Here is a 19352-nt window from a genome sequence, read left to right on the forward strand (position 1 = left end):
GAATGGATTCAGATAAAAAATGCGAGTAAAAAAACTACGTCTGTTTAACGGTTACAAACGCTTCTATGACTTAACTATAGACCTTGGAGAGTCACCCTCTCGAATTATAGCTCTAGTAGGTGCGAATGGTAGTGGTAAAAGTAGCGTTCTCGATGGCATGCTTTTCTTAAACAATGCATACGGTCGACTTGGTAACAAATCCGCCAAAAACCATTTATACCACTCTATGAATTCCGACCCTGCCTTCGACTATCAAAGCATTTCAATTGACTTCACTGACGGCGACTATCCTAGCATCCGCGGAAAGAGACCCGGAGCAGAAAATACTATTTTTTCATTTAGAAGTCCCTACAGGTATAACAGCAGTTTAAATGTAACTGAGACAAGAGCAGTTTCGGAGATGCGCCTTAATAATTACGGCGCTACTTCCGCCTCAGATATTGATGATAAGATGGAAGAAAACTATCGCAGATTGAACATCAGATATAACAAATATCTGAACGAACAAAATTGCCGACCCAGCGAAGCAAAAGACCAAATAATAGAAGAGTTAAATAAATCAATTAGAAACTGCCTGAGCCTTGAAATTGACAATATCGGGAACGTCGAAAGCTCGCAGGGTACACTTTTTTTTATAAAAAAAGACTCCACAAAGCCTTTTCCATTTGACGTGTTGTCGTCTGGCGAAAAAGAAGTAGTTGACATTCTTCTAGATCTATATCTAAGACAGGACGACTACAGCGATACTATCTTCCTCCTCGACGAACCAGAGCTTCACATAAACACAGCAATACAGAGAAATCTTCTCATTGAAATAAACCGTCTGGTGGGAAAAAATTGCCAAATCTGGATCACGACTCATAGTATAGGTTTTATGCGAGCGCTTCAGGAGGAGATCAAAAATGAGTGTCAAATAATCTATTTTGATGACAACGACAACCTCGCATCTCAACCAAAAACTCTCACCCCGGCACCTAAGACTTCGACAATGTGGCGGAAATTTTTTGGAGTAGCATTAGATGATCTTACCCACCTTTTAAGCCCCAAACGGATCGTCTATTGCGAGGGTCGAGACAGCCCAGGATCCGGCGGCAGAGAACGCGGGATGGATGCTCAAGCTTACAATAGTATTTTCAACGAAAAATATCCGGATACATTGTTCATTTCGAGCGGCGGCAACACTGAACTAGATCAACGAAGTGATATAGCGATTGCAATTCTGTCGAAGGCACTTCCAGACTTGGAAATATTACTACTTAAAGATAGAGATTCCGGCTCTGGAAAAGGCGTATCAGTCGAGCAAAGGAAAATATACCTAAGTACCAACGGTGACCACCACCGAATGCTAAATCGCTGGGAGATCGAAAACTATATTTTCAGCAAAGACGTACTGATACATTACTGCGAAAAAAATAGCCTCCCATTTGATGAAGACTCATACGACAAGCTTGTATCCAACATACAAGACCAAAGCGTTAAGGACCTTTGGAACCGAATTAAAGGAATCTGTGGCATCAACACAAGCATCAACCCTGAAAAATTCAAACTTGAAGTAGCAAGAGTTTTCCCAACCAACTCGACCTCATTCTTAGAGCTTGAACAATCCATTTTTGGTGCTATATAAAAAATGATGCACAACCACCTAATTGGTTGTGCATCATCTACAGCACCCGCACAACGCCAAACGTAGGAGTTAGTTTTATCTCTGAATGAGAGTTTGGCAAAGCAAATCTTACGGCTGGATTTATTTTTAACAACACAAACTAGCTCCACTATCCGGAAGGACGACTCTCGCATAATAGTAGCGCTGCTTCACTGGAAGCAGCTCATCCACTCAAAACAACTCTCTCAATCTGTTTTTTCTTTTACAGAAGGATATTTTGAAGAGGAATATCTGACGACCAGAATTGAAATCGCCAGCAGCAACACACCACCGCACACGTAAAGAATTCCGGTGTCAGGTGCATTATGATGAGAAACATCACTTATCAATAGTCGAATCAGTGCCGTTACGCCAATATATAAAAGAAAACGCAAAGGCATATGATTTGTTTTAAAATATATGCCCGCCATGGCCAACAGTTCAAGATAGATGAATAGTAGTAAAATATCATCAACTGTAATTTTCGACTGTTGAAGCATACCTATAAATGTAGAAATTCCAGCCCAAACGGTGATTAATCCAATTGCGAAAAGAGCGAGATAATGAAACGTTTCTACGAATAAATTGCCAATCGAATCAGCACCACCATGCAGCTTTTTGCGCAGGCTTTCAGCCCATTTCACTTCTTGCGTCATCGTACCCACCACTGTTCAGAAATTGAGCAAATCAAAGCCGACTATAGGGCGTGTCAGAAGCGGGTCATGCACACCACGTCCCAGCATTATTAGGGCTTGCAAGCATCTGATAACTACTACGAAGAGTGGTAGTAACGTATACCTTCGTCTTGAAGTAGATCCCGACCATCGCCCCCAATTCCAGGTAGATGAACAACAGCAAGATGTCATCGATCTTGATGTGCCCGGTTTCCAGCATCCCCAGAAACTCCATCACCGCTGCCCAGGCGGTCACTGCACCAATGGAGAACAGCGCCAGGTAGTGGAACGACTCGACAAACAGATTGCCCAGGGACTCAGCCAGCCCATGGACGTTCTGGCGCAACTTTTCGGCCCAGTTGATTTTCACGATGATGCTTCCTTAGGTCGACTCGACCGGATAATGCGGGTTGGACGTGACGGTTGTTCTGCATGCAGAAAAAAGGCCAGAGGCAGGTATAAGATGATGGCGGGGTGACATGAGGCACGCTCAACCTGTATTTACGGGCTAGATTAAAAAACTGCTACCCAAACCCCGTGGTTTGGCTTACCCTTTTCGCTGTATATAAATACAGTATTCGCAAAAGACAACTATCGTGAAGGCATGTGAGGTGGTGAATGGCCGTCGAAGTGGTATACCGCAGCAGCCGAGATCTGGAGCGTTTGTTCATGGATAAAGCCGAAGCTGACCGTCATGACAAGATGCTTGAACTCGCTGAGTTGCTGGCAGAAGTGTTGCAAAAAGCCGTGCCGTCGCTGAGCGAGCAGCAGGTTGAAGAAGCCGGGATCTACATGGCGAAGAACCGCGATGTATTTGCCAAGGCGTTCAAGAGCCAACCGGACGCGCTGTCCGAATTGCTCAACGCGCCGGCGGAATAAAGCCCGAATTGAACTGGCCCTGAATCATGGATTCAGGGCCTTTTTAATACCCGGCCTATTTGTACAGCAGACGCTCGGCCAGCTCATCCGCGACCCGTGCAGGCGAGCGTTTTTCGGCCTGGGCGTGGGCGAAGATTTCGGTAAGGCGCGTGCCGATGTTGGACAGGTGTGCAGTGATGGTCGGCAACTCGGCGCCGCCGTGCTTGAGAGCGACGTAGATCAGGCCGCCGGAATTGATCACGTAGTCCGGGGCGTAGAGGATGCCGCGCCCTTCCAGTTGGTCGGCCACTTGCAGGTTGGTGAGTTGCGCACTGGCGGAACCGGCCACGGCGGCGCAGCGCAGTTGGCCAACGCTGTGCCGATTGAACACCGCCCCCACACCGCACGGCGCAAGGATGTCGCAGGGCGTGCTGAGCAAGGCGTCATTGGCGATAGGATGCGCACCCAATTGCTCCATGGCCAGTTGCACCTTGCCATGGTCGATGTCGCTGACCAGCAGTTCGGCGCCGGCGGCGTGCAGCTGTTCGGCCAGGGCATAACCCACATTGCCCAGGCCCTGCACCGCTACGCGCAGGCCTTCGAGGTTGTCGCTGCCCAGGCGGGCCATGGCGGTGGTGCGGATGCCGGTGAATACACCCATGGCGGCATGCGGAGCCGGGTCGCCTGCCGCCGTGGTGCTGGTGACGAAGCGCGTGTGTTGGGCGATGCAATCCATGTCGGCCACTGATGTGCCACTGTCGATCGAGGTGATGAAGCGGCCGTCGAGTTTTTCGATGCAACGGCCAAAGGCTTCAAACAAGGCGGCGCGGCTTTCCACGTGCACGGGGCGGATGATTACCGCCGTCCCGCCGCCCACCGCCAGCCCGGCCAGGGCAGCCTTGTAGCTCATGCCCTGGGCCAGGCGCGCGGCATCGGCCACGGCGCTTTCGTCGTCGGGGTAGGCAAGGTAGCGACAGCCGCCCAGGGCAGGGCCCAGGCGGCTGTTGTGAATGGCGATGACCGCCTTCAACCCCGTCACCGGGTCGATGCTCAGGTGCAGCGATTCAAGGCGGGTGCTGTGCATGAGAGCAAACATCGTCGAGCTCCCGAATCACTCTTTGTAGTCGCCAAGTATAGGCTTGCGGCAGAAAACTGCCGAAGTACGCTGGAATAAGCCGCCCGGTTTTACGGGGCTTGCGACATAAGCACGGAGGATATTTTCTAAGCCACTGGACGAAAATTCCCAGCAAGGCTAAAACGGGAGGGCATCCGCCGGAGAATGCAATGAACCCCCGCAAAGCCTTTTTCGCCTGCCTGGAACGTTCACCCCCTGCGCTGTTTGAAGCCGCGCTGTGGATTGCTGCCGAGCATGACCCGGCGGTGCAGCCGTTGGTGATCCTGCAGGAGCTGGGGTTGCTGCAACAACAGGTGAGCCTGGGCATGCCAATGTTGCCGGCCGATGAACTGGGTCAACCACTGCTGCGGCGAATGAATGACCTCGGATTCGCCCAGGATGACTTCACCCCCCTGCGCCCCGCCGCCGCCCTGCTGGACAAGGTCCTGCAGCGCAAGCGCGGACAGCCGCTGGCCATGGGGTTGATTGCGATGGAGCTGGCGCGACGCCTGGACATCCCCATGGTCGGCGTCAACTTTCCGGGCCACTTCCTGCTGCGGGTGCCCGGCGCCGATCACCTGCTGGACCCTTGCGGCGGTCGGCGCCTGTACCCCAATGATTGCCGCGAACTGTTGCAACGCCAATACGGCCCCAACCTCAAGTTGCAGGCCGACCATCTGCACACCGCCGGACCGCGCTCGATCCTGCAGCGCCTGTCGCGCAACCTGCGCCAGCTGCACCTTTCCAATGACAACCCGTTGTCCGCCCTGATCGACGCCGAGCGCGTGCTGGAACTGGGCAATGCGAGTGCCGCCGACTACCTCGCCCGTGCCAGCCTGTATCAGCGCCTGGACTGCCCGAACGCCGAGCGCTTTGACCTGGAACACGCACTGCTGCTCAGTGAAGATCCGATCCAGCGCCTGCGCCTGACGGAGCGCCTGGGACACTTGCCGCCGAATACAGTGGTGCATTGACGCTGCCGGATCCGTTGGTGTTGAGTTCTGGGTGGGGGGGGCTCTGGCAGGGACTGTGGCTGTATCAATGACTGTGGTGAGCGGGCTTGTTGTGGTGAGCGGGCTTGCCCCGCGTTGGGCTGCGTAGCAGCCCCATCAAAAACCCATGCGGAGTGTCAGACATACCTCAGCGCCAGGTTTGGGGCGGCTTCGCCGCCCAACGCGGGGCAAGCCCGCTCACCACAACAAGCCCCCCACAACAAGCATGCTCACCACGACAGGCCCGCTCGCCACAGTGACTCGCGCCTGGCCTCAAGGGGTCTTGAGAATATCGCCCGGCACCGGGCGTTCCGCCGACGCCACACCCGGCGAGCGCACCTGGATAATCAGCAATGCGGCAATCACCGCCGGAATCGCGCAGAAGAAGAAAATCTGCTGCACCGGAATCTGCATCGCCAGCAGCATGCTGCCAAACAGCGGCCCGAGGATCGAGCCAAACCGCCCCACGCCCAATGCCCAGCCGGTACCCGTGGCGCGTACGTGCGCCGGGTAGAAGTTGCTGGCGAAGGCATTCAGGGTCAGTTGCCCACCGATGATGCAGAACCCGGCCGCGAACACGCAGGCCACCAGGTAACGCGGATTGTCGTGGTTCAAGCCCAGCAGCACAGTGCACACGGCTGCTGCCGCGAGCACGCCGGACAACAGCCGGACCTTGCTCTTCAACCGGTCGGCAAACCACGCCATGCCAATCGCGCCCAAGGTGCCGGCAAACAGGAACATCGAGGTCACCAGGTTGGCTTGCTTGAGGGCCAGGCCGCTTTCCAGCAACAGCGACGGCAACCAACTGATCATGAAGTACAGCAGGATCAGGCTGACGAAAAAGGTCGCCCAGATCAGCACAGTCGGACGCGCGTAGCCATTGCGAAACAACTCTACGACCGTCAGCTTACTGCCTTGCTCTTGAGCGTTTTCCGCCGCGCTTGCCGGCGGGGCCTGCCAGCCGGGCAGCATGCGCGCGGTGACCTTCTGCAGCCGCGCATACGGCGGCGCATCACGCAGCAGGCGCGGCAGTGATTCCGGCAGCAGCCACACCAGGAAAGGAAACAGCAGCAATGGCGTGACACCGCCCGCCAGGAATACCGCCTGCCAGCCATACCCCTCGATAAAACCCGCCGCCACAAACCCGCCCGCGGCGCCGCCGAACGAGAAACCGCACGCCGCCAGGGTTACCATCAGGGTGCGCAGGCGCGGCGGCGAATATTCCGACATCAAGGCCATGGCGCTGGGCATCGCCCCGCCCATGCCAATGCCGCAGATAAACCGCGCGGCCATCAGCGTCGTCAACGAGTTGGCGAACACCATCAGTACCGTGAGGCTGGCGTAGATCAGGACGCAGCCGAGCAGGATGCGTCGCACACCAAACCGATCCGCCAGGGGCGTCACCAGCAGCGAGCCGAGGGTCAGGCCCAACAGGTTGGCGCTGAACACCGGGCCGAAGGCGGCTTTTTCCAGGCCCCAATCCTTGGCCAGCGCAGGCACTACATAGCCCAGCACCTGGGCGTCGTAGCCATCGGTCACCAGCAGCAGCGCCAGCAACAGGAGGATCAACCACTGATAGCGCGACACCGGACGGGCGTCGAGTGCCGCGCGAAAGCTGGCAATCTGATTGTGCATCGCAAGGTACCTGTATTGTTTTTATATTCTGGACACGCTGGAGACCCCATGTGGGAGCGGGCTTGCTCGCGAAAGCAGAGTGTCAGTCGTCGACTCTGTGACTGATACAACGCTTTCGCGAGCAAGCCCGCTCCCACAATTGATCGGTGCAAGCCTTCAGATTCACGGGGTGGCAGGGGTATCCGGCTGATTTGCGGGATGAGCCTGAAGGAAAGCCGGATGCCCAGCCGCCAACGCCACTACCCGCCCGATACGCGGGTACGCCGTCAACGCCACCTTGAAGCGCTCTGCCGCATACACCTGCGGCAGTAGAAACGCATCCGCCAGCCCCGGCTGCGCGCCAAAGCAATAACCCTCGTCGCCAATCAACTGCTCCACCGCGCCCAGGCCCTGGCTGATCCAGTGCCCGATCCATTCCAGCAACTGCGCCTCGTCATGTCCCCACTGGCGCAGCAGGTTCTGGGTGCTGGAGTTGTGCAGCGGGTGAATGTCACAGGCAATGATCGAGGCGACCGCGCGCTCATGCGCACGGGTGGCCAGGTCTTCGGACAACAGCGGCACCTGTGGATAACGTTCGTCCAGGTACTCGATGATCGCCTGAGACTGGATCAACAACTCGCCGTCATCCGTGCGCAAGGCCGGCACGCGGCCCTGCGGGTTGATGGCCAGGTACTCCGGCTGGCGATTGGCGCCGCCCGCCGGCACCAGTAGATTCACTGGTAGTGCAGTGAAATCCAGGCCCTTGAGCGCCAGGGCGATGCGCACCCGGTACGACGCGGTGGAGCGGTAGTAGGTATAGAGTTCCATCGCCCTGCCCTCCTAGCGCGCGGCGACCACGGTGCCGCGGCATTCGCCGAAGCCAATCGAGGCATAGCCTTCGCGACTGCAACGCGCACGCAGGATGATTTCGTCGCCGTCTTCGAGGAACTTGCGCACCTCGCCGGAGGGCAATTCGATCGGTTTTTTGCCACCTTCGGTCATCTCCAGCAGGCTGCCGAATTGCCCGGCCTGCGGCCCCGACAAGGTGCCCGAACCAAACAGGTCACCGGCCTGCAACTGACAACCGTTGACGCTGTGGTGCGCAACCAACTGCGCAACGGTCCAGTACATATGCAGGCTGTTGCTCAGGGCCAGGCGGTGGGCCGGCAGGTTCTGCTCGCGCATCGACGCGGTGGTGAGCAGCACTTCCAGTTCGATATCGAGGGCCCCGCCCGCCTGGTCGCGCTGATCCAGCAGGTACGGCAGCGGTTGCGGGTCGCCTTCGGGACGCGCCGGTTGCGCCTTGCGGAACGGCGCCAGCGCTTCGGCCGTCACCACCCAGGGCGAGATCGTGGTGATAAAGCTTTTCGACAGGAACGGCCCCAACGGTTGGTATTCCCAGGCCTGGATATCCCGCGCCGACCAATCATTGAGCAGGCAGAAACCGGCGATATGCTCGGCCGCATCGCCAATTGCAATCGAGTCGCCCATGGCATTGCCCTGGCCGATCCAGATGCCCAGTTCCAACTCATAGTCCAGGCGTGCGCAGGGGCCGAAGCTGGGTTCGGTCTGCCCGGCCGGCAGGGTCTGGCCTTTGGGACGACGGACTTCGGCGCCCGAGGTGCGAATGGTCGAGGCGCGTCCGTGATAACCAATCGGCACGTACTTGTAGTTCGGCAGCAGCGGGTTATCCGGGCGGAATAGCTTGCCGACGTTCTGCGCATGCTCGATGCCGACGTAGAAGTCGGTGTAGTCGTGGATCTTGGCTGGCAGGTGCATCTGGCAATCAGCGGCGCGATGCAACACCTGCGCTTCACGGGTTTGCAGTTTGCTGCCCTCCGCGAGCAGTTCCAGCAGCCGTTCGCGCAACGCCACGCGCGGGCCTCGGCCGAGTTCGAAAAAGGCGTTCAGCTGGCCGCCGGCGGTGGCTTCGACTGCACGCCGGGCTTCACCGTCGAACTCGTCCACGGCCGCGTGCAGGTCGAGGATCGCGTCGCCGATCGCCACACCACTGCGCGGTGCCGAGCCGTTGATACTGAACACGCCCAGCGGCAGGTTCTGCAGGGGAAAATCGCGATGACCGTTGGCGGAGGCTACCCAGCTGCGGGTGAGGGTTGGTTGCGTCATGGGTTATCTCCGATTCGGGTTGAAGGTGGCAGGCAACGAGGCCCAGCACGCGTCGTAGGAAGGTTGCAGCTGCGGGCATTGCAGCGCGAATTGCGTGGGCCGCAGTACCTGGCTGGTCTCGAACATGAAGGCCATGGTGTTGTCGATCTTGTGCGGCGCCAGGTCCACATTGATGGCCTTGGTGCAGGTCTCACCGTCCGGGCCGTGGGCACTCATGCAGCTGTGCAGCGAGGCGCCGCCGGGCAGGAAACCTTCGGCCTTGGCATCGTAGGCGCCCTGGATCAGGCCCATGTATTCGTTCATCAGGTTGCGGTGGAACCACGGCGGACGGAAGGTGTTCTCGGCCACCATCCAGCGCGGCGGGAAGATCACGAAGTCGAGGTTGGCCAGCCCGTGGGTGCTGGTGGGCGAGGTCAATACGGTGAAGATCGACGGGTCCGGGTGATCGAAACTCACCGTGCCGATGGTGTTGAAGCGGCGCAGGTCGTACTTGTACGGCACGTTGTTGCCGTGCCAGGCCACCACGTTCAGCGGCGAGTGGTCGAGCTCGCAGGCCCACAGTTCACCGAGGAATTTCTGCACCAGCGTTGTCGGCTGCTTCAGGTCTTCGTAGTGGGCGACGGGGCTGAGGAAGTCGCGTGGGTTGGCCAGGCCGTTGCTGCCGATGGGCCCCAGGTCCGGCAGGCGCAGCGGTGCGCCGTGGTTTTCGGCGACGTAGCCGCGCGCTTGCGCATCCAGCAGTTCGACGCGGAATTTAAGGCCGCGCGGCAGCACCACGATTTCCAGCGGCTCGACGTCCAGCACACCGAGTTCGGTGGCGATGCGCAGGCGCCCCTGCTCGGGGACGAGCAACAACTCGCCATCGGCGTTGAAGAACACGCGGTCCATCGAGCGGTTGGCGCGGTAGTGGTAGATGCTGATACCTGAAGGCTTTTCCGAGCCGGCGTTGGCGACCATGCCAACCAGACCGTCGATAAAGTCCGTCGGCTCACTCGGACTATCCAACGGGTTCCAGCGCAGGCGATTGGGCGTTACCGCGCCCAGCGGTCCTCCAGCCAATTGCCGCTCCAGCTTGGCGAACGCCGGGTGATTGGCCGACGGCTGGATGCGATACAACCAGGTGCGGCGGGCTTCGCTGCGCGCCATGGTGAAGGCAGTGCCGGAGAAGAGTTCGGTGTACAGCCCGTAGGGCGCTTTTTGCGGGGAGTTCTGGCCGACCGGCAATGCGCCGGGCAGGGCTTCGCTGGCGAATTCATTGCCGAAGCCCGAGAGGTATTCGAGGTTCATGGATCATCCTCTGACGGAAGTTGTTTTTATCGTAATCCAGTTACGCATAACGTAATTTGATCACTGTCGACCGTCAAGCTATAAAGACGCCCATTCATCTCTCGGATTCTCGCCCCTCCATGGAAAAGCCCCGCGACACCGGTAAACAGAAAGTCCGCTCGGCCGAAGTGGGCACCGATATCCTCAAGGCCCTGGCCGAATTGTCGCCGGCCACCTCGCTGTCACGCCTGGCCGATCATGTGCAAATGCCGGCGAGCAAGGTGCACCGTTACCTGCAGGCGCTGATCGCCTCGGGATTTGCCGAACAGAACACCGCCACCAACCACTACGGTCTCGGCCGCGAGGCGCTGCGTGTCGGCCTGGCCGCGCTGGGCAGCATGGATGTGTTGAAAGTCGGCGCAATGCCGCTGGCGGAACTGCGCGATGAATTGAATGAAACCTGCTTTTTGGCGGTGTGGGGCAATCAAGGCGCGACCGTCGTGCACATCGAGCCGGCGGTGCGCGCCATCACTGTGGTGACGCAGTTGGGGTCGGTGTTGCCGTTGCTCAGTTCGTCCACCGGGCTGGTATTCAGCGCCTTCCTGCCTTCGCGGGAAACCGTGGAGTTGCGTGAGCGTGAGGTCCAGGCCGGCATCGCCCATGCCCTGGCGGGCGATCAGGCCTATGCGCGCACCTGCGAGCAGATCCGCCAGCGCGGCCTGCACTTTGTGCACGGCCTGCTGATGCCGGGGGTGGATGCGTTGTCGGCGCCGGTGTTCAACGCGGTCGGGCAAGTGGCGGCGGTGATGACCGTGGTCGGCCCCACCTCACTGTTTCACGCCGATGAAGATGGCCCGGCGGCCCAGCACTTGCTGGCCGCCACTCGGGCCGTGAGTTGGCGCATGGGCTATCAGCCCTGAGTCAACTCACTCGTGCCATTGGCTCAAGGCCAGCGCCACGCGGTTTTCCACAGCGCGAATAGGCGCGGCGTCACTCACATAGTTATTGCTGATCATCGAGAACACCAGGCGCCGCCCCTTGGCGTCGGTGATGTAGCCACTCAGCGATGACACGCCGGCCATCGAGCCGGTCTTGGCGTGCAGGTTGTTTTCGGCAGCGCTGCCACGCAGGCGATAACGCAGGCTGCCACCGGTCATGCGGTCGGCATTCCCGGCAATCGGCAAGGCGTTGTACCAGGCCTCGAACCACGGCTGTCTGGACGTGGCCAGCAGCAGGTCGGTGAGGGTCTGCGACGACACCAGGTTGCGTCGCGACAAGCCCGAGCCGTCCACCTGGCTCAGCGTTGCCGGGTCCAGCCCCTGGCGCTGCAGAAAGCCCGCCACCGCCGCCACGCCCGCCGCTGCCGTGCCGGCATTGGCGGTCTTGCGGCCCATGGCCTTGAGCAAGGCTTCGGACATGTTGTTGTTCGAGAGTTTGAGCAACGGCGTGATCAGCTCCTGCAGCGGTGCCGATTGATGCTCCGCCAGCACAGTGGCCGTCGCAGGGCTGCTCGCACCGATCACACGCCGCCCCAGCACCTGGATGCCCTGCTGCGCCAGCGCCTGTTCGAACAGATTGGCCACCAGTTGCGTCGGCTCCCACACACTCACCCACTGCCGGCTCTGCTTGCCCGGCGCCAACGCGCCGCTGAGTTGCAGCAGGTTGGTGCCGTGCTGGCGAGTGATCGCGTAGCTGTTGCCCGCTCCGCTCACCGCACGATTACTGAGTTGCACATAATCGGTGGCCGGGCTCACCGCGACACTCACCGGTTGCCCGACTGCTACCGGCGCGCGGGCGGTAACGAGCAAAGTGCCCGCATCAAAATCGCTGTTGGGCGACACCGTCAGCGCCGAAATCTGTGCGCCGTAGTAGGTGCTTTCGTCATCCTGGGCCCAGTCCACGCCGAGGCGCTCGGCGTCGAACCAGGTGTCGTCGAACACCAAATCGCCCTGCACCTGGCGCACGCCCTGGCTCGCCAGTTGGGCGGCCAGGGCCTGGTAGTCGGCGAACTGCGTGGTCGGGTCGCCCAGGCCACGCAGGTACAGGTTGCCGTTGAGGCGCTCGCCTTGGCGGGTGCCGTTGCTCAAGAGTTGGGTGGAAAAGCGGTACTGCGGGCCGAGCACATCCATCGCCGCAGCAGTGGTCAGCAGCTTGAGGTTGGAGGCCGGGATCAACCGTGTGCGCGGGTTGTGCTGATAGAGGGTGGTGCCACTGCGGGCGTCGCGCACCATCACTGAGACGGTGGCGCCGTTGAGGACCGGGTCGGCCAGCAGGTGGTCCAGGGTCGCTGGGGTGGAGGTCGGCGAAACACTCGCGCAACCTCCCAGTAAAAAGCTCAAGCCGACCCACAGCGTGCCGGTGTGTAACCATCGTCCAAAGTGCATCAGTATCGTGTTCCGCAAAGCGTCAGGTGGCGGCAACGCTAACAGCTCAAGGTGTTTGTGGCGAGCGGGCTTGCCCCGCGTTGGGCGGCGAAGCGGCCCCAATAAAGCCACTGCGTTTTTTTCAGGGGTATCGCGGTGCCTGGATTTGGGGCTGCTGCGCAGCCCAACGCGGGACAAGCCCGCTCACCACAGGAAGCATGTCGGCCCCAAAAAAGGCTTGCTTGTCACAGGCAGCATGCTGGCCCCCAAAAAGCTTGCTTGTCCCAGGAAGCACACTGGCCCCCAAAAAGCTTGCTTGTCACAGGAAGCATGCTGGCCCCAAAAAGCTTGCTTGTCACAGGAAGCATGCTGGCCCTCAAAAAGCTTGCTTGTCACAGGAAGCATGCTGGCCCCAAAAAGCTTGCTTGTCACAGGAAGCATGCTGGCCCCGAAAAGCTTGCTTGTCACAGGAGCACGCTGGCCCCAAAAAGCTTGCTTGTCCCAGGAAGCACACGGCCCCCAAAAAGCTTGTTTGTCACAGGAAGCATGCTGGCCCCAAAAAGCTTGCTTGTCACAGGAAGCATGCTGGCCCCAAAAAGTTTGCTTATCACAGGCAGCATGCCGGCCCCGGAAAGTTTGCTTGCCACAGGCAGCCCGCTCTCCACAACGGTGGATCTTTAGAACTCCAGCGTGCTCGAGACCGATACCTGTCGCGCATCGCCAAGGGACACAAACACCCGGCTGGCCGCCGAGGTGTAGTAGGTGCGGTCGAACAGGTTCTTCACGTTGAGCTGGAACTTGACCTTCTGCCCTTCGATCTTGGTGTCGTAGGTGGCGAACGCGTCCGCCACGGTGTAGCCGGGCAAGGTGAAATCGTTGGCGGCGTCGCCTGCGCGGGCGCCGACATACCGCGCGCCGGTGCCGACGCGCAGTTGGTCACCGCCAAAAACGTTGCCGAAGTCATAGGCCAGCGCCAGCGAGCCGGTGTGCTTGGCCACGTTCTGCAGGCGGTTGCCTTCCAGGGTCGGGTCTTTGTCTTTCACGTCTTCGGCGTCGGTGTAGGCATAGCTGCCGATCACGCTCCATTGGTCGGTCAACTGGCCAGTGGCGTCCAGTTCCAGGCCACGCGAACGCACCTGGCCGGCGATGCTGTAGATGGTATTCGCGCCCGAACCCACCGACACCAACACGTTACGCTTGTCGATGTTGAACAACGCCGCGCTGGCAGTGATGCGTCCGGGGATGTCGAGCTTGGCGCCCAGTTCCCAGGATTTGGACTGCTCCGGCGTGAGGTCACCGGTCAGTTTGCTGCCATCGGCCAAAGGCGCAATGGTGGAGTTGGGCTTGAAGGATTCGGTGTAGCTGCCGTAGAACGACAACTCATCGGTGTAGCGGTACACCAGGCCGGCACGTGGCACCCAGGCCTGGCCGTTGCCGTTGGTGTTGACGCTGAATGGCACGCCCTTGCCGGCGTACTGGTCGTACATCTGGTAGCGCGCACCCGCGACGAAGATCCACTGGTCGGTCAGGTGAACGGAGTCCTGGAAGAACAGCGAGTCGCTGCGCAGCAGGTCGGTCTGGGCACTGTCCTTGGCGCTGACGGCGGTGCCTTCCACGTCCCTGCCGTAGACCGGATTGACGTAGCTGAAGACGCTGCGCTGCGCCTGGCGAATCAGGTCGGCGCGGTAGATCTTGCGGTACTCGTCGTCCAGGCCGAACACCAGGTCGTGCTGCATGCCGCCCAGGTTGACCTTGCCTTCCAGGCTCGCCGTGGCGAAGCGGTCGGTGGTCAGGGCACCGCGGGTGCCGTCCATGCTGCGCGTCAGGGTGCCGTTGGCGTTGACGGACACCGTGCGCACCTGGCTGGCGTCGTAGGTTTCACGGTTCCAGCTGTAGCCGAAGTGGGCTTTCCAGTCGTCACTGAGTTCGTGATCGACTTCAAAGCGGTACAGATCGGAACGGCCTTCCATGTCGTTGAACGGCTCGTCCAGGCGACGGGTCGACGGGATATCCAACGGGTGGTTGGTCTTGGGGTCGATGGCGGTACCCCGGTCAAATGGCGAGAGAAACTCGCGATGCTCGTAGGCGAATACCACTTGGGTGGTGTCGCCATACCAGGCCAGCGACGGCGCCACCAACGATTCGCGGCGGGTGCCGAAGTTGCGCCAGTAATCTTCGTCTTCATGGTCGACGATCAGGCGGTAGGCAAGGCCCGAATCGCCAATCGGCCCGGTGGTGTCGAGGTTGCCGCCGCTGCCGTTCTTGCCGTCGCCAAAGGTCGAGCCGCGTACGGTCAGCGACGTGGCCTGGGTCAATTGCGGCTTCTTGCTGACGATATTGACCACGCCGCCCGGGTCCTGGATGCCGTACAGCAGCGAGGACGGGCCCTTGAGCACTTCGACGCGTTCGGCCGTGGAGCTCAGCGCCCGGCCCTGCACCACCGGCATGCCGTCCTGCATGATCGAGCCGTTACGGTTGTCGCCAAAGCCGCGCAGCATCACCGCATCCTGGGTGCTGGCCAACGTGTTGGCCTGGGTGATGCCGCTGATATTGGCGAGGGCATCATCCAGGTTGCGCGGGGTCTGGTCACGCAGCACCTGGGCCGGCACCACGTTGACGGTTTGCGGGGTTTCCAGCAGCAGGCCATGGGAGCGCATTACCGAACTGGTGGGCGGCGGCTGGTAGCTGGTGCTGTCCTGGGACGGGTTCTGGCCAACGCCACTGATGGTGGTGGCACCGAGGTTGACCGCGCCGTCGGTGGGCAGCGGTTCCAGGGCCAGCGTGCGGGCGTCGATCTGGCGGAAGGTGAAGCCTGAGTTGCCCAGCAGGCGTTGCAGCGCCTGGGTTGCGCTCATTTGCCCGCTGACCGCCGGGGCGCTGAGGCCGTAAGGCGCTTCATCGGTGTAGATCACGCTGATCCCGGTAACCCGGCTGAAATCACTCAGGGCCTGAGGCAGCGGTTTGGCGGCCAGGGCAAAATTGAACTGGGCGCTTTGCTGTTCCTGGGCCTGCGCCACGCACAGGGGCAGCAACGCCAGCCCCGACACCGCCAATACCGAGGCTCCCAGCCACTGTTTAACCAAACCGCCCGCCGTCGACTTCATGCTGTGAGAACCCGTGTAGAAAACGCTGTTAATGCGAATAGATCGCAGTTTCAAGCACTACACGGATGGGCTGACGATTTACCTCACCTGATTTTGAAAATAATTCAAAAAAAACCGCTGGCCCTGTGCACGAACGCGCCTACAACGCCTGAATACGGAACCCCAAGCGTGGGAAATGCACGTGCACGGTGCCGGCGCGTTCATCAATACGGCGCAGGATCAGTTCCTCGCGGCCCGCGAACAGCAGTTCACCCGCGACCGGGTCAGTGCCGTAGTCAGTGGCGCAAATGCTCACTTGCTGACCAGGCTTGAAGCCGTTCAGGTCCTCGAAGATCTCGTCAGGCAACACCGCAGGCGTCGCGTTGCGCGCCACGTCCAGGGCTTGCTCGGCGCTCATTTGGGTCGCCGTGCCATGGCCGAAGCTCAGCACCCGGTCCAGCCACGCAGCGACAGCGGGATAAGCGTCCACCAGAGGCGCGGTCACCGAAGACCCCTTGAGGAACCACAACGGATGCGCCAGCGCAAAGTCGGCAATCGACGGCTCGCCGAACAGGAAATCCCCCGACTGATGCTGCAATTGCTGATCAATGCGCGCGACGATCACCGGCCATTGGTGCTTGGCCTGGTCCAGCTGCACACGGGCGGCCGTGCCGCCGCTGAACAATTTGCTGCGGTCGGCCACCAGCACCTGGATCATTTCCGGCGGCACTTTGGCAAATTTGACCGCAAGGGATTCTGGCTGGAACACCAGCGCCACCGCGTGTGAAAACACCAACGAATCGGCCCAGGCGGCAAAGGCTTGGGTGACCAGTTCCTGGCCTTGGGGGAACAGCGCCGGCGCGGCTTTTTCCTGCTCCAGGCGGCGGGCGATCAGGGCAGTGTCGCAGTAGATATCGGCGCCGACTTGCAGCACCGGCGTCTTGCGATAGCCACCGGTGAGGGCCGTCAGGTCAGGCTTGGGCATCACCGGTGAGATATGCACCGAGCGCCAGGACAAGCCCTTGAAACCCAGCAACAGGCGGGCTTTTTCAGCAAAGGGAGATTGCGGGTAGTGATGAAGGATCAACTCAGACATGCCAGGCTCCGCTCGATAGGTGAGCCGCTAGCTTAGCCTGCAACCACGCGCGTGGGGACCATGGGAACCCATCAGTCAAATCAATGAGCCGCTCGCCGCCAGGCATTCCTTGGCGCTTTTTTTCAGCTTTTTGATCAAGCGTTCCTGGCGCAGAGCCTCGCCCTTGCTCGCACATTGCTCGGTGTAGACCAGCGCCACTGCCGGGCTCGACAGGAAGAACCGCGCGCCCTTGCCGCTCTGGTGCGAGGCAAAGCGGCGCACCGGGTCATTGCTGATGCCGCAGTACAGCGCGCCGTTGGCGGCGCGCACCAGGTAGACGAACCAGGGTTTGGGGGCAGGAAGATCAGTCACAGGTCGAGTCGGCAATCCAGAGGTGCGCCAAGCTTATCAACGACTGGCCTGAAATGCCTTCAGGCCTTTGAGCGCCTGGGCGCGCACGGCGTTTTTCAGCGCCGGCGACCAGCCCAGCAACAGGCCCTTGAGGCCCAGGGCCTGGCGCGACCAGCGCCACAGGTCGAAGTGGTCGTGGTGCTCGCAGATCTTGCCCTCGCGAAACACAAAGCGTGCGCCGATATCGTTGACCACCGTGTTGCCGGTGGCGCTGAACAGGTAGGTGGCCACCCAATGCGCACTGCCGCTGGTCTCATCGCTGCGCACATGGTCGAAAGTCAGGGAAAAATCCTTGGCCCGGGTGGTAAGCATGCGCCACATGTCGCCGGCATCACGGCCGCGCAGTTCACCGAAGGCCGGGTCGCTGAACAGCACGTCCTCGGTGTAGCAGGCCGCCATGGCCTCGGCATCCAGCCGCTGGAAGGCGCTGTAGAACTCGGTGATCAGGGCGTTGTGTGCATCGCTCATGGGCAGGTTCCAAACCAGGGTTGTAAGCCGATCAAGATAGTCTGCGCCTGGGCAAAACTCTATCGGCATTTACGCCGGGAATGGCCCGCCCCCCGCTACGGCACCATACCGCAACTGCGCGCATAGGCGAACAGGTCGACGTCGGTGGAAATGCACAACCGGCTCATGGCGGTACTTTTCTGTTTGCTGATCGTCGAAATGCTGCGATTGACCCGCGCGGCAATCTGGGTGACGGTCATGCCGCTGGCGAGCATCCTCACCACTTCACGTTCCTTGCTGGACAACTGCGGCTGTTGCAGTTGGTCGCCGGTGCCGGCCTCCAACAGTTGCGCCTTCAGGCACTCACTGGCAAACGTCTCGCCCTGGATCACCGTCCTGATCGCGATCGGCAACTCCCTGGCCGACGCGCTCTTGGCGACGATCGCGCGCGCACCGTGGGCAAACGAGGCCCGCAGCGTTGCGACGTTGGCAAACATGGTCACCAGGATCACCGGCAAAGTCGGATACTGGCGCCGCAACAGGCCGAGCAGTCCGTAACCGTCGGCCTGCTGGCCGCCCGGCATGGCGAAGTCGGTCACCAGCACATCGCAGGCCACCGTGCTCAACAACTTGAGCAACTCATCGGGCCCATCGGCTTCGCCGACCACTTTGCACCGGCCGCCCGCTTCAATCACCACCCGTTGCCCGATACGCACAATCGGATGGTCGTCGGCAATAATTACACGAAGCATAAATACCCACGAATGATGGCAATTGGAATTTTGGCAAAATACCTCTGTGCGCGAGCCTCAACAACCACTCGGCGCGCGGTGTTTTTAACCGCGCCCAGTAATTGATAGCCGACAACCTTATACCTACAAAATAAAAAGAAATTACCTACATACAAGGCCTTCAGCACAACCGAAAAACCTCCTACAAAGTTCTCTATTCCGAGGGTTCATAGTCGACTCAAGTAAGCGATATAGACCCGCAGGTTGCGCTGGAACGCTTGCAACTGCAGCGCATTCGCCGCCACCCCAAAGGCCTGTACCCGTGCGATCAGGTGCTCGCTGCCACGCTCCAGGTCGACCCCGCCGACAAACGCCAGGCTGCCCACCAACCGGTGCAGGCGCTCCACTACCAAAGGGGCATTGGCGCTGATCCGCGCCTGATCCAGCAAGGCATCGTCCTTGTGAGCTTCATTCATCAGGCTGACCAGCACCCGGCTTACCATTTCATCACTGCCGAAAATCTCGACCAGGCGGGCACGGGTTGGCCACGTGATGCCCTGCGAGTTGTCCGGGGGCTCTGCCACCCACGGTGGCGAGGGTGAGGGTGCCAACTTCAGGACAGGTACTTGATCGGAAAATACCCTTGTCACCAGGGTCACCTCATTGTGCTTACCGTGATTGTCCAGCCCATGAGTTCATCAACACCCCAAGGCTCTCACACGACTGTTTACAAGCGACCATGAATAGCCTTTTGGAGATAAAAATGACGATACAACAACTACGAAAAATTCAACTTTCTTACATAACAAGCACATAAGTTCTCACGTTCTCATGCCCAAATACTTGTTACTTCGATTGTCGTAATAGTTGTATTTCCCCGGCCCCAGAGCCCGGCTAAATTGCCGCCACCCCGCAAAGAGGGAACGGGCTCGCGGTCATCGGCGATCCCATCCAA

At 59.8% G+C, this 19352-nt stretch carries 17 protein-coding genes and 1 pseudogene; 4 read left to right on the forward strand and 14 right to left on the reverse strand.

The genetic code is table 11. The features are described from left to right. Positions 1 to 19 precede the first annotated feature (19 nt). Positions 20 to 1624 (forward strand): AAA family ATPase, encoded by a 1605-nt coding sequence (locus AC07SI_RS01080; RefSeq protein ID WP_495004932.1) that lies wholly within the window; start codon positions 20 to 22, stop codon positions 1622 to 1624. A gap of 224 nt (positions 1625 to 1848) precedes the next feature. On the opposite strand, the gene AC07SI_RS01085 is transcribed toward AC07SI_RS01080, so the two are convergent. Both AC07SI_RS01085 and AC07SI_RS01090 read right to left on the reverse strand, forming a co-directional pair. After that, positions 1849 to 2298, reverse strand: coding sequence for a phosphate-starvation-inducible protein PsiE (locus tag AC07SI_RS01085; protein ID WP_495004933.1), 450 nt, complete (start codon positions 2296 to 2298; stop codon positions 1849 to 1851). Positions 2299 to 2443: 145 nt separating this feature from the next. Beyond that, positions 2444 to 2686, reverse strand: a pseudogene (locus tag AC07SI_RS01090) (phosphate-starvation-inducible PsiE family protein); the annotation flags it as partial. Positions 2687 to 2934: 248 nt separating this feature from the next. Here AC07SI_RS01090 and AC07SI_RS01095 point away from each other — a divergent pair. Further along, positions 2935 to 3195, forward strand: a complete 261-nt coding sequence (locus AC07SI_RS01095; protein WP_012722374.1) for a YebG family protein — start codon at positions 2935 to 2937, stop codon at positions 3193 to 3195. Between the two features lie 55 nt (positions 3196 to 3250). Here the strand turns inward: AC07SI_RS01095 and AC07SI_RS01100 are convergent, their stop codons facing one another. Then, the gene (locus tag AC07SI_RS01100; RefSeq protein ID WP_065906967.1) at positions 3251 to 4270 is read right to left on the reverse strand and encodes a Glu/Leu/Phe/Val dehydrogenase family protein; all 1020 of its coding nucleotides are present in this window, start codon (positions 4268 to 4270) and stop codon (positions 3251 to 3253) included. Between the two features lie 188 nt (positions 4271 to 4458). On the opposite strand from AC07SI_RS01100, the gene AC07SI_RS01105 reads away from it, so the two are divergent. Continuing rightward, positions 4459 to 5262, forward strand: a complete 804-nt coding sequence (locus tag AC07SI_RS01105) for a SirB1 family protein (RefSeq protein WP_106805080.1) — start codon at positions 4459 to 4461, stop codon at positions 5260 to 5262. A gap of 291 nt (positions 5263 to 5553) precedes the next feature. On the opposite strand, the gene AC07SI_RS01110 is transcribed toward AC07SI_RS01105, so the two are convergent. From AC07SI_RS01110 to hmgA, 4 genes are all read right to left on the reverse strand, one after another. Further along, on the reverse strand, positions 5554 to 6915 hold the full coding sequence (locus AC07SI_RS01110) for an MFS transporter (RefSeq protein ID WP_495004934.1): 1362 nt from the start codon (positions 6913 to 6915) through the stop codon (positions 5554 to 5556). 162 nt (positions 6916 to 7077) lie between these two features. Next, positions 7078 to 7722: a maleylacetoacetate isomerase gene (gene maiA / locus AC07SI_RS01115; protein ID WP_106805082.1), complete on the reverse strand. Its 645-nt coding sequence runs from the start codon at positions 7720 to 7722 to the stop codon at positions 7078 to 7080. A 12-nt stretch (positions 7723 to 7734) separates the two neighbouring features. Continuing rightward, entirely contained in the window at positions 7735 to 9021 is a 1287-nt protein-coding gene (gene fahA, locus AC07SI_RS01120; RefSeq protein WP_495004935.1) for a fumarylacetoacetase, read from the reverse strand. Positions 9022 to 9024: 3 nt separating this feature from the next. After that, on the reverse strand, positions 9025 to 10308 hold the full coding sequence (gene hmgA / locus AC07SI_RS01125) for a homogentisate 1,2-dioxygenase (RefSeq protein ID WP_120447682.1): 1284 nt from the start codon (positions 10306 to 10308) through the stop codon (positions 9025 to 9027). A gap of 119 nt (positions 10309 to 10427) precedes the next feature. Between hmgA and AC07SI_RS01130 the strand changes: the two genes are divergently transcribed. Next, positions 10428 to 11207 (forward strand): IclR family transcriptional regulator, encoded by a 780-nt coding sequence (locus AC07SI_RS01130; protein WP_495004936.1) that lies wholly within the window; start codon positions 10428 to 10430, stop codon positions 11205 to 11207. 6 nt (positions 11208 to 11213) lie between these two features. On the opposite strand, the gene dacB is transcribed toward AC07SI_RS01130, so the two are convergent. The 7 genes from dacB to AC07SI_RS01165 all read right to left on the reverse strand — a co-directional run bounded on the left by dacB (position 11214) and on the right by AC07SI_RS01165 (position 18981). Beyond that, positions 11214 to 12671 (reverse strand): D-alanyl-D-alanine carboxypeptidase/D-alanyl-D-alanine endopeptidase, encoded by a 1458-nt coding sequence (dacB, locus tag AC07SI_RS01135; RefSeq protein ID WP_495004937.1) that lies wholly within the window; start codon positions 12669 to 12671, stop codon positions 11214 to 11216. Between the two features lie 656 nt (positions 12672 to 13327). Next, entirely contained in the window at positions 13328 to 15754 is a 2427-nt protein-coding gene (locus tag AC07SI_RS01140) for a TonB-dependent siderophore receptor (RefSeq protein WP_495004938.1), read from the reverse strand. Between the two features lie 139 nt (positions 15755 to 15893). Continuing rightward, on the reverse strand, positions 15894 to 16829 hold the full coding sequence (locus AC07SI_RS01145; RefSeq protein WP_065906986.1) for a glutathione S-transferase family protein: 936 nt from the start codon (positions 16827 to 16829) through the stop codon (positions 15894 to 15896). A gap of 75 nt (positions 16830 to 16904) precedes the next feature. Further along, positions 16905 to 17180, reverse strand: a complete 276-nt coding sequence (locus AC07SI_RS01150) for a GIY-YIG nuclease family protein (protein WP_065906988.1) — start codon at positions 17178 to 17180, stop codon at positions 16905 to 16907. Positions 17181 to 17216: 36 nt separating this feature from the next. Beyond that, on the reverse strand, positions 17217 to 17687 hold the full coding sequence (locus AC07SI_RS01155) for a nuclear transport factor 2 family protein (RefSeq protein WP_065906989.1): 471 nt from the start codon (positions 17685 to 17687) through the stop codon (positions 17217 to 17219). Positions 17688 to 17782: 95 nt separating this feature from the next. Beyond that, positions 17783 to 18418, reverse strand: coding sequence for a response regulator (locus tag AC07SI_RS01160; RefSeq protein WP_065906994.1), 636 nt, complete (start codon positions 18416 to 18418; stop codon positions 17783 to 17785). Between the two features lie 206 nt (positions 18419 to 18624). After that, positions 18625 to 18981, reverse strand: a complete 357-nt coding sequence (locus AC07SI_RS01165; RefSeq protein WP_495004939.1) for a hypothetical protein — start codon at positions 18979 to 18981, stop codon at positions 18625 to 18627. Between the last annotated feature and the right edge of the window lie 371 nt (positions 18982 to 19352).

The organism is Pseudomonas sp. GW821-FHT05D12, assembly GCF_059419825.1.

Excerpts from the sequence above, each read along its gene's own strand:
- AC07SI_RS01080 (WP_495004932.1), top strand. The coding sequence starts at position 20 with ATGCGAGTAAAAAAACTACGTCTGTTTAACGGTTACAAACGCTTCTAT.
- AC07SI_RS01110 (WP_495004934.1), bottom strand. The coding sequence starts at position 6,915 with ATGCACAATCAGATTGCCAGCTTTCGCGCGGCACTCGACGCCCGTCCG.
- AC07SI_RS01085 (WP_495004933.1), bottom strand. The coding sequence starts at position 2,298 with ATGACGCAAGAAGTGAAATGGGCTGAAAGCCTGCGCAAAAAGCTGCAT.
- AC07SI_RS01160 (WP_065906994.1), bottom strand. The coding sequence starts at position 18,418 with ATGCTTCGTGTAATTATTGCCGACGACCATCCGATTGTGCGTATCGGG.
- AC07SI_RS01130 (WP_495004936.1), top strand. The coding sequence starts at position 10,428 with ATGGAAAAGCCCCGCGACACCGGTAAACAGAAAGTCCGCTCGGCCGAA.
- dacB (WP_495004937.1), bottom strand. The coding sequence starts at position 12,671 with ATGCACTTTGGACGATGGTTACACACCGGCACGCTGTGGGTCGGCTTG.
- fahA (WP_495004935.1), bottom strand. The coding sequence starts at position 9,021 with ATGACGCAACCAACCCTCACCCGCAGCTGGGTAGCCTCCGCCAACGGT.
- maiA (WP_106805082.1), bottom strand. The coding sequence starts at position 7,722 with ATGGAACTCTATACCTACTACCGCTCCACCGCGTCGTACCGGGTGCGC.
- AC07SI_RS01100 (WP_065906967.1), bottom strand. The coding sequence starts at position 4,270 with ATGTTTGCTCTCATGCACAGCACCCGCCTTGAATCGCTGCACCTGAGC.
- AC07SI_RS01095 (WP_012722374.1), top strand. The coding sequence starts at position 2,935 with ATGGCCGTCGAAGTGGTATACCGCAGCAGCCGAGATCTGGAGCGTTTG.
- AC07SI_RS01145 (WP_065906986.1), bottom strand. The coding sequence starts at position 16,829 with ATGTCTGAGTTGATCCTTCATCACTACCCGCAATCTCCCTTTGCTGAA.
- AC07SI_RS01140 (WP_495004938.1), bottom strand. The coding sequence starts at position 15,754 with ATGAAGTCGACGGCGGGCGGTTTGGTTAAACAGTGGCTGGGAGCCTCG.
- AC07SI_RS01105 (WP_106805080.1), top strand. The coding sequence starts at position 4,459 with ATGAACCCCCGCAAAGCCTTTTTCGCCTGCCTGGAACGTTCACCCCCT.
- AC07SI_RS01155 (WP_065906989.1), bottom strand. The coding sequence starts at position 17,687 with ATGAGCGATGCACACAACGCCCTGATCACCGAGTTCTACAGCGCCTTC.
- hmgA (WP_120447682.1), bottom strand. The coding sequence starts at position 10,308 with ATGAACCTCGAATACCTCTCGGGCTTCGGCAATGAATTCGCCAGCGAA.